This window comes from Neptuniibacter sp. QD37_11 (genome assembly GCF_047778105.1).
Lineage (GTDB): Bacteria > Pseudomonadota > Gammaproteobacteria > Pseudomonadales > Balneatricaceae > Neptuniibacter.
In genome coordinates this window covers 2820433-2832291 of record NZ_CP180552.1, presented here as the reverse complement: position 1 = coordinate 2832291, position 11859 = coordinate 2820433, and the positions used below count along the sequence as shown (strand labels likewise).

The window sequence follows — 11859 nt, the reverse complement described above, 5'->3', positions numbered from 1 at the left end:
GTTGTGAGTCTTAGATGGACAGATGTTCTAGATATCGCTATTGAGTTATCTGAAAAGTATCCAGATCAGGACCCAATGGTAATTAGCTTCCCGGATCTGTACCAGAAAGTTATGGATCTAGAAGAATTTGATGATGATCCAGATCGTTGTGGTGAGAAAATTCTGGAAGGGATTCAGATGGCTTGGATAGAGGAAATGGATTAATTCCATTAGTCCTTTAAAACAAACCCGGCTTGCCGGGTTTGTTTGGTTATGGAGGCTAATATTAGCTACTGTCTTCTGTCATAAGAGTGGCGTATAATTGCGCGCTGATTTCGAGGGGCTATCTAAAAGCCTATTTTCAGCTATCTAAGTTTATGCATGATTTTTTGCTTGATTGTGCTTAGGTCTCGCTGTGCTGGTTTTTAGATATTTCTTTTATTTTAATTTTGGGAGTTAAAACAATGGCTCTAGAACGTACGTTCTCTATCATCAAGCCTGATGCAGTTGCTAAAAATGTAATCGGTAAAATCGTTTCTCGTTTCGAGTCTAACGGTCTTAAAATCGTTGAAATGCAACTAAAACAGCTTTCTAAAGAAGAAGCTGAAGGTTTCTACGCTGAGCACAAAGAGCGTCCATTCTTCGGTGATCTAGTTGAATTCATGACTTCTGGTCCTGTAGTTGTTCAGGTTCTAGAAGGTGAAAATGCAATCGCTCTTAACCGCGAACTTATGGGTGCAACTAACCCACAAGAAGCAGCTGAAGGCACTATCCGTCGTGATTTTGCACAGTCTATCGACGCTAACGCTGTACACGGTTCTGACTCTCCAGCATCTGCTGAGCGCGAAATCGCATACTTCTTCGGTAAGTAATTACCGTTTGGGCTGTCTGTAATCTAGACTTTTTACAGGCAGCCTGCCTTTGTTACAAAATATGAGTACCTGTCATCCATGACTGAATCCGCTAAAAAAGTAAATTTACTCGGTTTATCTCCAACAAAGATGGAAGCTTTCTTTGAGGAAATTGGGGAAAAGAAATTCCGAGCAACTCAAGTACTGAAATGGATTCATCAGTTAGGCGCTTCTGATTTTGAAGAGATGACAAATATCAGTAAAGCACTGCGCCAAAAACTGGCGGAGGTTGCTGAAATCCGCGAGCCCGAAGTTCTCATGGAGAAAACGTCTAAGGATGGAACACGTAAGTGGGTTATTCGTACAGAAGGCGGTTCTAGCGTTGAAGCTGTGTTGATCCCTGATGGTGAAAGGAAGACTCTATGTGTTTCTTCTCAGGTGGGTTGTTCTCTAGATTGCAGCTTCTGTTCCACAGGTAAGCAAGGCTTTAACAGTAATCTGACAGCGGCTGAGATTATCGGGCAGCTTCGGATTGCGATTCGCTCTTATGGCGACTACAACACGACCTCACAGCGCGTGGTGTCCAATGTTGTAATGATGGGTATGGGCGAGCCCTTAATGAATTTTGAAAATGTTGTCGATGCGATGACATTGATGATGGAAGATAATGCTTATTGTCTTTCTAAGCGTCGAGTAACGCTATCAACAGCAGGTGTTGTTCCGGCTATTGATAAGTTAAAAGACGTAACGGATGTTTCTTTGGCTGTATCCCTTCATGCGCCAAATGATGATCTACGAGATATTCTGGTACCTATTAACCGCCGTTATCCAATCAAAGAATTGGTAGCTGCATGTAATCGTTACCTTGAAAACTTAAATGATAAGCGTGTGATCACCGTCGAATATACTCTGATTAACGGTGTGAATGATAAGCCTGAGCACGCTAAACAGTTATTAAAAATTCTGCGCAAGATGCCGTCTAAGCTCAACCTGATTCCATTTAATCCTTTCCCGAATTCAGGCTATGAACGCCCTTCAGAAGAAAGAATAGTGGCATTTAAAGAAGTAATCGTTCATGGTGGAATTGTAACTACAGTCCGACGTACGCGTGGTGATGAGATCGATGCTGCCTGCGGTCAGTTAGTGGGGCAAGTGGCAGATAAAACCCGACGCAGCCAAAAATATATTCCTGTTGTCCAAGAAGAACAGCAGGTGTCGCAAAATACGCAATAAGAGGGATAGCGCGTGAGAGGAATCAAACTGGTACTCGCTTTGTTCATGGTGCTAGTCGTTGCAGGGTGTGCAACTAAAGGCTCCTCAAGAAATAGCGAGAAAAATCAGGCACATGAGGCTTATACTCGCTTAGGATTTCAATACCTTCGATCCGGTGACACTTCAAACGCGAAAACATCATTTCAAAGAGCTATTGAGATACAGTCAGGTTATGCTGAAGCACATAATGGCATAGCATTGGCGTTCCAAATTGAAGGTGATGATGATTTGGCGGAAAAGTATTTTCGTAGGGCTGCTGCTCTTGAGCCTTCATCCGCGATGATGCACAATAATTTTGGCGCCTTTCTGTTTGCAAAGGGGCGTTACGAAGAAGCGTGCAGAGCCTTAGCTCGAGCGACAGAAGATCCTTTCTATAATCGCCGCTCTCAAGCATTTGAAAATTTAGGTCGTTGTTATCGCAACCTGAATCGAGAAGATGCGGCTAAGCATGCCTTTCAACGTGCACTTCAGGTTACAGCTAATAGGCCAGTGTCTATGGTTGAATTATCTGAAATATTACTTGCTGAAGGTAACTATCTAGAAGCAGACAAACAGTTTCAAAAATTCTTAGCGCTTGTTGAAAGCCGTAGGGTTGAGCATTACGCTAAAAGCCTTTGGGTTGGTATACGTTTGGCTAGGGAAGAGCGTAACGCCTCCAGAGCTGCAACATACGCTTTGATATTGAAAAATTTATTTCCTGAATCAAAAGAGTATCAGGAATATAAGGAGTCCACTCGTTGAGCACAGAACAGCAAGAATGTTTGCCCGAAGTATTGGCAGAAGAGTGGGGTGCGCGTTTAACTACAGCACGTGAAAATCTATCCTTAAGTATTGAACAAGTAGCTACCGATCTTAATTTACCTGCACAGTATATTATTCAACTGGAAGCTTGTAGCTTAGAAGGCTTACCCAGCCTTGTCTTTGCTAAAGGCTATATCCGTGCTTATGCGAAGCTACTCCACCTTGATGATGATCAACTCGTTGCAGAATTTGAAACGATTCATGGCGAGGGTGGTAAAGGTCAAATTCGCCCAGTAAGTCGTGTTCGTCAGCAAGTTGAGATGAATCACCCCGTGATGAAAATCTCAACATGGCTTATCGTTATCGCTCTTATCGGTTTAATTCTATGGTGGTGGCAGACTCAGCATGGTGGATCTATACAAGATATAGCACCTACAGAAGAAAGTTCAGTGCAAACAGAGTCTTTACCAACTCCAACCGAAGATGCAGTCGTAGCAATAGAAGGTGGGACTGCCCAGTTAGTGTTGCCAAAGTTAGATGATCAGCCTGCATCTGATTCGGTAGAGGAGCAGGCGCCTACAGCAGATCAGTCTGAAGCTGAACCCGAATATCTCACTGCTGAGGAGATTAAGAAGTTACAAACAGCGATTGAGCAGAAAGAAGCTCAAACTACAGAAGAAACTGAAGCGGCGACTGAGCCTGACTCAGAACCTGTTCCTACACCTTCTACGGCGGATCTAAGTGAAGTTAATTTTAGCGCCTCTTTTGTCGCAGAGTGTTGGGTGTCTATCAAGGATGCGAATGGTAAGACTTTGTTTAATAACCTTAGAGGTAAAGGGCAAAGCCTTAATGTGACAGGTAAACCGCCATTGAATATTTTGATCGGGGCTGCAGATGCTGTGTCTAGTGTGAGCTATAACGGTAAAGCACTTAATCTAGATCCTCACACACGTAAGAATATTGTCCGCTTGACCCTTCCGGTAGCAGAATAATTTTGAATTAAGGTTTTCGTTTTGGCCAAGATTAAAGCCATTCGCGGGATGAACGACATCCTGCCTGAACAAACGCCAATATGGCAGTACCTAGAAAAGACAGTTAAAGATGTTCTATCAGCATACGGTTATAGTGAAATTCGTATGCCTGTGGTTGAGCAAACAAATCTTTTTAAACGCTCTATCGGTGAAGTTACTGATATCGTTGAGAAAGAGATGTACACCTTTGATGATCGCAATGGCGAAAGCTTAACTTTGCGTCCAGAAGGTACTGCAAGTTGTGTCCGCGCAGCAGAGGAGCATGGCTTGTTGTTTAATCAGATGCAGCGCTTTTGGTATCAAGGACCAATGTTCCGTTATGAGCGCCCGCAGAAAGGCCGTTATCGTCAATTTCATCAAATTGGCGTAGAGACCTTTGGTATGGCGTCATCTGATATTGATGCCGAAGTGATCATGCTAAGTGCTCGATTATGGAAACACTTAGGTCTTCTCGATTCGGTAACGCTGCAATTAAATTCGCTAGGTAGTAACGAAGCAAGAGCGGATTATAAAGCTGCACTTGTTGAATATCTAGAAGAAAGAAAGGATCAGTTGGACGAAGACAGTTTGCGTCGCCTTGATTCTAACCCACTTCGTATTCTCGACAGTAAAGATCAGAATACTCAAGCATTACTTGATGCTGCACCTGTGCTTACAGATTATCTTGATGAAGAATCGAAAACCCACTTTGCTGAATTAACCTCAATGTTAGATGAGGCGGGTATCGCCTATGAGATTAATCCTCGTTTAGTGCGTGGTCTAGATTACTACTGCAAAACGGTTTTTGAGTGGGTGACTGAGAAATTAGGTGCTCAAGGAACAGTATGTGCAGGTGGTCGTTATGATGGCTTAGTTAAGCAGCTTGGTGGACGTCCAACACCTGCAGTAGGTTTCGCGATGGGGGTTGAACGCCTGATCCTATTGCTGGAAACCTTAGAGCTGATACCTGAAAGTGTAAAGCAGCCTTTTGATCTTTATGTGGCAGCTGAGGAGAAAGGCATTCAATCAAGAATCGTATTATTCGCGGATAAGCTACGTGATCAGTTTCCGGGTTTAAGGGTCCGTATTCACTGTGGTGGTTTAAAAAATATCAGCCAAAAAGCACAGCAAACGGGTGCGCCTATTGTTCTGTTGCTTAAAGCAAACGATAATCAGCAACTTTCTGGCACAATTTGGTATGACAAAGAGCCTTCATTTGATCTTAATGAAGAACAAATTGTCGATAAGATCAGCGGTTTACGATAAGTCTGATTAGTAAAATACGAACGTAAAAGTCTATTAGATACAGGAGTTAATGGTGGCAGAGTTACGCACCGAAGAAGAGCAGGTCCAGGCACTAAAAAACTGGTGGAATGAAAACGGCAAATCCCTAATTTTGGGCGTTGCTGTGGCATTGGCTGCTGTATTGGGATGGAAAGGCTGGCAGGATCAACAAGCAGCTAAAGCTGAAAATGCATCTATTCTGTATCAAAACCTCCTAGAAGCCGTTGTAGGTGCGGTTGGGCCTCAACAAGATGAAGCTCAACTAGCTACCGCGACTCACTTGAGCCAGCAGCTAAAAGATGATTATGAAGGCACGGCATATGCTAATTATGCAGCGTTAATAATGGCCCGTGTAGCTGCAGATAATAAAGAGCTACCAAAAGCACTAGAAGAGTTGGAATGGTTGCTTAAAAACCAGCCAACGGAATCTATGTTTATTTTGGCCAACTTACGTAAAGCACGCATTCTTGCTGCCCAAGGTGAAGTTGATAAAGCGCTGACGCTTATTGGTAGTGTGCCCGTGGGTGGTTACAAAGTTGCAATTGAAGAGCTGAAAGGTGATCTGTATTTGCAACAAGGTGATGCAGATAAAGCTCGTGCAGCATACAAAATTGCAGTTGCAGCGGCGGGTCAAGAAGGTTCTCGACCTATTCTGGAAATGAAACTTAATGACTTGGCATCTGAGGATAGCTAAATGAAGAGCCTTGTTCGTGTAACGGCTGTTGGTTTATTAGCAGCTGTTGTAAGCGGTTGCGGATTCTGGGGTGATGGCGGGGAAGAGGTTCAACCGACGCCATTAGAGTCTTTTGAAGCAGAGAAAAAAGTATCGGTACTTTGGTCCACTTCTGCTGGCTCTGGTATGAAGGGTAAGTTCCATCAGTTTAAACCTGCTATTGATCATGACGCTATTTTTGCAGCAGATGCAGATGGTTCTGTAATCGCCTTTGATTTAGAAACCGGTAAAAAACGCTGGACGGTTGAACTAGAGCAGTCGATTGTTGGTGGCGTAGGTGCAGGCTTCGGTAAAGTTGCTGTTACTACAGAAGAGGGCGAGGTGATCGTCCTTGCTGCGGATAACGGTAATGAGCTTTGGCGTGGAAAAGTTAGTTCGGAAGCAACATCTGCGACGCAATTTAATGCAGAGCTAGCAGTTATTCAGCTGATCAACGGTAAAATTGTAGCGTTTGAAGCAAGTACCGGTGAGAAGCGTTGGGTTTACGATAGCCAAGTACCAAGGCTTACGCTGCGTGGTACAAGTACGCCAATCGTAGCTAGCGATGTTACTTTTGCTGGTTTAGCAAGTGGTAAGCTTGTTGCGTTAGATAACCAAAAGGGTATCCCTATTTGGGAAAACCGTGTCGCGCTACCACAAGGTCGCTCTGAATTAGAGCGTATGGTTGATATTGATGGTCGTCCATTGCTAGTTGATGGCATGTTATACGTTACAAGTTATCAAGGGCGTTTAGTCGCTATTAACCCATTTAGAGCTCAGGTTGTTTGGGCTCAAGATGTGTCAAGCTACCGCTCAATGGCTGAGGGCTTTGGCAATATCTACGTAAGTGAAGCGGATGATTCTGTGCAGGCATTCGATAGAGGAAGTAGTGCTAGTGTATGGCGTCAAACCAAGCTTCAATATCGAAGCATCACTGCACCTGTTTCTTTAGGTTCCGAAATTGCAGTGGCAGATCGTCAAGGATACATACACTTCCTATCACAGATTGATGGCCGCTTTATTGCGCGTCATAAGCTAGACTCGTCAGGTGTCTATGGTGATATGATCGTGAAAGATGATGTTCTGTACGTGCTAACAAATGGTGGTCGATTAGCTGCCCTAAGTTTGCAGTAATTAGATTATAAATTTTCAGGCGGCTATTTGCTGAGCAGATAGCCGCCGTTTTTGTTTTTACCTGCACTTAAAGCAGGGGTGAGTAAAATGCTACCGGTAATTGCGCTAGTTGGTCGACCAAATGTCGGCAAATCTACTTTGTTTAATCGTCTTACTCGTTCTCGAGATGCCTTGGTTGCTGATTTGCCAGGTTTGACCCGTGATAGAAAATACGGTGAAGGTCGCTTGGCGAATGAAGAACAGGATTACATTGTTGTTGATACCGGGGGAATTACCGGTGATGAACAAGGTATTGATTATGAAATGGCAAAACAATCGCTTCAGGCAGTTGAAGAAGCTGATGTAGTACTATTTATCGTAGATGGTCGAGCTGGTATTAACCCTGCTGATGAGATGATTGCGAATTACCTTCGTCGCAGTAATAAGCCATTCTACCTTGTTGTTAATAAGACTGATGGTTTAAACCCAGATGTGGTTGTCGCTGATTTCTATGAGTTAGGCTTTGGTCAGCCATTCCCGATTGCAGCTTCCCATGGCCGTGGTGTAACCCAGTTGATCGAGATGGTTCTTGAAGGACTTCCTGAAGTAGAGGAAGAAACACAAGAAACCATGGATGAAGTTGATAAGAGTATTAAAATTGCCGTAGTTGGTCGCCCAAATGTAGGTAAATCTACTTTGGTTAATCGAATGCTGGGTGAAGATCGTGTAGTTGTATTTGATAAAGCAGGTACAACTCGAGACAGTGTTTATATCCCATATATTAGAGATGAGAAGAACTACACCTTAATTGATACGGCTGGTGTTCGTCGTCGGAAAAATATTACAGAAGCGGCAGAAAAATTCTCTATCGTTAAGACATTGCAAGCAGTAAATGATGCACATGTCGTCGTATTTGTGATCGATGCTCGAGAAGGTGTGACTGAGCAAGATATGCATATGCTTAGCTTTGTCATCGATAGCGGTCGCTCAATGGTTATTGCGCTTAACAAGTGGGATGGCATGACCGGTGAAGAGAAGGCAAAGGTAAAAGAGCAAATTGAAAGGAAATTAGAATTCGCCGATTTTGCGGAAATGCATTTTATCTCAGCATTACACGGCAGTAATGTCGGTAATATGTACGACTCTGTCGATGAAGCATATGAATATGCAATGGCGAAGTGGTCAACGAGTAAATTGACTCGATTACTGGAGGATGTAGTCGCTGATCATCAGCCTCCAATGGTCAAAGGTCGCCGTATTAAATTGCGTTATGCTCACCAAGGTGGTTCTAACCCGCCTGTGATTGTAATTCACGGTAACCAAACAAAATCGCTACCTGGTTCTTACAAACGATACTTAGAAAATAAATTCATCCAGGTTTTGGGTATTAAGGGCACGCCTATTCGTTTTGAATTCAAATCGAGCGAAAACCCATTTGAAGGAAAGCAGAATCCGCTAAGTAGCCGCCAGCTTGCTAAAAAAGAGCGTTTCCGCGATCACGTGAAACAGTTGAAAAAAGCTAACAAAAAGAAAAAAAATAAGAATAAACGATGATCGAGCGCTGTAGCCTTCCAATAGGCGTATTTGATTCGGGTGTAGGAGGGTTAACTGTATTAAATGCGCTTAGGCAGCGTTTACCTGCAGAAAACCTTCTTTATCTAGGTGACACAGCACGGGTTCCATATGGTACTAAAAGTGCTGCATCAGTAACCCGATATGCTGAGCAAGCAGCAACTGCATTAGTAGAGCGAAAAATAAAGCTTCTAGTTATTGCTTGTAATACTGCTTCAGCGGTTGCTGTTGAGCCGTTGCAAGCCATTTTCCCGCAGCTTGCTGTAATGGGTGTAATAGGGCCAGGAGCTGAAGCGGGTTGTAAAGTAACACATAATAATAATATTGGTGTTATTGCAACTGAGAGTACGGTTAATAACCAAGCCTATCAGAACGCAATTCTTAAACTAAATCCTGAAGCATCGGTGTCTGCAGAGGCTTGTTCATTATTTGTAGCTTTGGCAGAGGAAGGTTGGCATGAAGGTGAGTTAGTTGAGCGAATTGTTGATAAGTGCCTTCATCCACTTAAACATAGAGGTTTAGGTAAGATTGATACTCTTGTTTTAGGCTGTACCCATTTTCCAGCTTTAAAATCGAGTATTGCTGCGGTGATGGGGGAAGAGGTTACTTTAGTTGATTCTGCAGAAACTACGGCAGATGCTGTTGAGAAAACATTAGCACAATCAAAATTGCTAAATCTCTCATCGGAAAAAGGCGAAGTTGAGTTTCTTGTTACAGATGATCCTTTAAGGTTTGCTCGAGTTGCGACGAACTTTTTTTCTGAAAGTATCGATGTCGGTGAAATACAGCAAGTAGATATCCAGCATTTCAGTACACCAGACTAGTATTCACTATATTAAGAGGCGTTGAGCTAAAACTCAGCGCCTTTTTTGTATCTGTTGACTACTATTTATACTCCGTTGATTAATGCTTGATCGATTTGCGGTGATTTGTAAGTTTTTTCAACTTTTTGCACTTTTTTTAAGATTGGGTGTTGACCCTTTTTCAGATGTCTGTAGAATTCGCCGTCCTTGCTTAGGGAGGCCGCTTTTAAAGGGGCTGCAGAGCTGAGTGAGGTGCTTAGTAAGTGATTGAAAACATTGGTTTTTAAGATTTCTTACGGAGCAGGATTCAAAGTCCGGTTGCTGAGTAAAAGCTTTTTACAAAATTGCAAAATAAACGGTTGACTTTGAATGAGCGCACAGTAGAATATGCGCCTCGCTTGAGACGAAACGCTGAGTCAGCGGAGAGTCAAAAAAGCAACGCTCTTTAACAATTTGATCAGATAATTCGTGTGGGCGCTTGTTGAGAAGAAGCAAACTTTTTCTAGACAAGCAACCAAGTGAATTCATTTAAAGCGATTTACAAAGGTTTAACGTTCTTAAGAATGTTATCCGGTTGTTTAGTACTAGAGCCCGTTACCACATTCCTGGTAACACAAATGATTTAAACTGAAGAGTTTGATCATGGCTCAGATTGAACGCTGGCGGCAGGCCTAACACATGCAAGTCGAACGGTAACATGACTAGCTTGCTAGTTGATGACGAGTGGCGGACGGGTGAGTAACGCGTAGGAATCTACCCAGTAGCGGGGGATAAGCCAGAGAAATTTGGTCTAATACCGCATACGCCCTACGGGGGAAAGCAGGGGATCTTCGGACCTTGCACTATTGGATGAGCCTGCGTGAGATTAGCTAGTTGGTGAGGTAATGGCTCACCAAGGCGACGATCTCTAGCTGGTCTGAGAGGATGATCAGCCACACTGGAACTGAGACACGGTCCAGACTCCTACGGGAGGCAGCAGTGGGGAATATTGCACAATGGGCGCAAGCCTGATGCAGCCATGCCGCGTGTGTGAAGAAGGCCCTAGGGTTGTAAAGCACTTTCAGCAGTGAGGAAAGGTTAGTAGTTAATACCTGCTAGCTGTGACGTTAACTGCAGAAGAAGCACCGGCTAACTCCGTGCCAGCAGCCGCGGTAATACGGAGGGTGCGAGCGTTAATCGGAATTACTGGGCGTAAAGCGCGCGTAGGTGGATTGGTCAGTCAGATGTGAAAGCCCAGGGCTCAACCTTGGAACTGCACCTGATACTGCTAATCTAGAGTACGGTAGAGGGTAGTGGAATTTCCTGTGTAGCGGTGAAATGCGTAGATATAGGAAGGAACACCAGTGGCGAAGGCGACTACCTGGACCGATACTGACACTGAGGTGCGAAAGCGTGGGGAGCAAACAGGATTAGATACCCTGGTAGTCCACGCCGTAAACGATGTCTACTAGCCGTTGGGAGACTTGATCTTTTAGTGGCGCAGCTAACGCGATAAGTAGACCGCCTGGGGAGTACGGCCGCAAGGTTAAAACTCAAATGAATTGACGGGGGCCCGCACAAGCGGTGGAGCATGTGGTTTAATTCGACGCAACGCGAAGAACCTTACCAACTCTTGACATCCAGAGAAGTTACTAGAGATAGTTTCGTGCCTTCGGGAACTCTGAGACAGGTGCTGCATGGCTGTCGTCAGCTCGTGTTGTGAAATGTTGGGTTAAGTCCCGTAACGAGCGCAACCCTTGTCCTTATTTGCCAGCACTTCGGGTGGGAACTCTAAGGAGACTGCCGGTGACAAACCGGAGGAAGGTGGGGACGACGTCAAGTCATCATGGCCCTTACGAGTTGGGCTACACACGTGCTACAATGGCCGGTACAGAGGGCCGCGAACCTGCGAGGGTAAGCTAATCTCAGAAAACCGGTCGTAGTCCGGATTGGAGTCTGCAACTCGACTCCATGAAGTCGGAATCGCTAGTAATCGCGAATCAGAATGTCGCGGTGAATACGTTCCCGGGCCTTGTACACACCGCCCGTCACACCATGGGAGTGGATTGCACCAGAAGTAGCTAGCTTAACCTTCGGGAGGGCGGTTACCACGGTGTGGTTCATGACTGGGGTGAAGTCGTAACAAGGTAGCCCTAGGGGAACCTGGGGCTGGATCACCTCCTTAAACGAAAGCCGATTCTCGGCAAGCGTTCACACGAATTATCTGATCAGAGAAGTTAAGAGCAACGGTGTAGGCTTGTAGCTCAGCTGGTTAGAGCGCACCCCTGATAAGGGTGAGGTCGGTGGTTCAAGTCCACTCAGGCCTACCAATAATAGCCTTACTGTTTTCTTTGGGGCTATAGCTCAGCTGGGAGAGCGCCTGCTTTGCACGCAGGAGGTCTGCGGTTCGATCCCGCATAGCTCCACCATCATCCTAAGGATGAGAAGGAAGAGTTTTAAAACATATTGTCGGTTAAGACATTATCTTTTAAAGCTTTTTTGCTTTAAACGCTCTTTAACAATTTGGATTTGATTCATTTGAT

10 protein-coding genes, 2 tRNA genes and 1 rRNA gene are annotated in these 11859 nt (G+C 44.4%); all 13 read left to right on the top strand.

The genetic code is table 11. The features are described from left to right. The first annotated feature begins 3 nt into the window (after positions 1-3). The 13 genes from iscX (at position 4) to ACMXYT_RS13155 (ending at position 11745) form a co-directional block, all read left to right on the top strand. Positions 4-204, top strand: a complete 201-nt coding sequence (iscX, locus tag ACMXYT_RS13215) for a Fe-S cluster assembly protein IscX (RefSeq protein WP_415882217.1) — start codon at positions 4-6, stop codon at positions 202-204. Between the two features lie 239 nt (positions 205-443). Then, entirely contained in the window at positions 444-851 is a 408-nt protein-coding gene (ndk, locus tag ACMXYT_RS13210) for a nucleoside-diphosphate kinase (RefSeq protein WP_067869919.1), read from the top strand. Between the two features lie 78 nt (positions 852-929). Further along, entirely contained in the window at positions 930-2063 is a 1134-nt protein-coding gene (rlmN, locus tag ACMXYT_RS13205) for a 23S rRNA (adenine(2503)-C(2))-methyltransferase RlmN (RefSeq protein ID WP_415911544.1), read from the top strand. Positions 2064-2075: 12 nt separating this feature from the next. Next, positions 2076-2843, top strand: coding sequence for a type IV pilus biogenesis/stability protein PilW (gene pilW / locus ACMXYT_RS13200; protein ID WP_415911543.1), 768 nt, complete (start codon positions 2076-2078; stop codon positions 2841-2843). Beyond that, positions 2840-3835: a RodZ domain-containing protein gene (locus ACMXYT_RS13195; protein ID WP_415899053.1), complete on the top strand. Its 996-nt coding sequence runs from the start codon at positions 2840-2842 to the stop codon at positions 3833-3835. Before pilW ends, ACMXYT_RS13195 begins: the two co-directional genes overlap by 4 nt. Before the next feature lie 48 nt (positions 3836-3883). Then, a complete protein-coding gene (gene hisS / locus ACMXYT_RS13190) occupies positions 3884-5119 on the top strand; it encodes a histidine--tRNA ligase (RefSeq protein ID WP_415901126.1) in 1236 nt (411 codons plus the stop codon). Positions 5120-5171: 52 nt separating this feature from the next. Continuing rightward, the gene (locus ACMXYT_RS13185; protein WP_415899052.1) at positions 5172-5831 is read left to right on the top strand and encodes a YfgM family protein; all 660 of its coding nucleotides are present in this window, start codon (positions 5172-5174) and stop codon (positions 5829-5831) included. Beyond that, positions 5832-6983, top strand: coding sequence for an outer membrane protein assembly factor BamB (gene bamB, locus ACMXYT_RS13180; RefSeq protein ID WP_415899051.1), 1152 nt, complete (start codon positions 5832-5834; stop codon positions 6981-6983). Between the two features lie 87 nt (positions 6984-7070). Next, on the top strand, positions 7071-8516 hold the full coding sequence (gene der, locus ACMXYT_RS13175) for a ribosome biogenesis GTPase Der (RefSeq protein WP_415899050.1): 1446 nt from the start codon (positions 7071-7073) through the stop codon (positions 8514-8516). Then, on the top strand, positions 8513-9358 hold the full coding sequence (gene murI, locus ACMXYT_RS13170; RefSeq protein ID WP_415899049.1) for a glutamate racemase: 846 nt from the start codon (positions 8513-8515) through the stop codon (positions 9356-9358). Before der ends, murI begins: the two co-directional genes overlap by 4 nt. A gap of 603 nt (positions 9359-9961) precedes the next feature. Continuing rightward, positions 9962-11501: ribosomal RNA gene (locus ACMXYT_RS13165) — 16S ribosomal RNA — on the top strand. A 68-nt stretch (positions 11502-11569) separates the two neighbouring features. Further along, positions 11570-11646 (top strand) — tRNA-Ile (locus ACMXYT_RS13160). Positions 11647-11669: 23 nt separating this feature from the next. After that, positions 11670-11745: transfer RNA gene (locus tag ACMXYT_RS13155), tRNA-Ala, on the top strand. Positions 11746-11859 lie beyond the last annotated feature (114 nt).

Bases quoted from the DNA above. Each gene is read 5' to 3' on its own strand.
- ndk (WP_067869919.1), top strand. From the start codon at position 444: ATGGCTCTAGAACGTACGTTCTCTATCATCAAGCCTGATGCAGTTGCT.
- rlmN (WP_415911544.1), top strand. From the start codon at position 930: ATGACTGAATCCGCTAAAAAAGTAAATTTACTCGGTTTATCTCCAACA.
- hisS (WP_415901126.1), top strand. From the start codon at position 3,884: ATGAACGACATCCTGCCTGAACAAACGCCAATATGGCAGTACCTAGAA.
- bamB (WP_415899051.1), top strand. From the start codon at position 5,832: ATGAAGAGCCTTGTTCGTGTAACGGCTGTTGGTTTATTAGCAGCTGTT.
- der (WP_415899050.1), top strand. From the start codon at position 7,071: ATGCTACCGGTAATTGCGCTAGTTGGTCGACCAAATGTCGGCAAATCT.
- murI (WP_415899049.1), top strand. From the start codon at position 8,513: ATGATCGAGCGCTGTAGCCTTCCAATAGGCGTATTTGATTCGGGTGTA.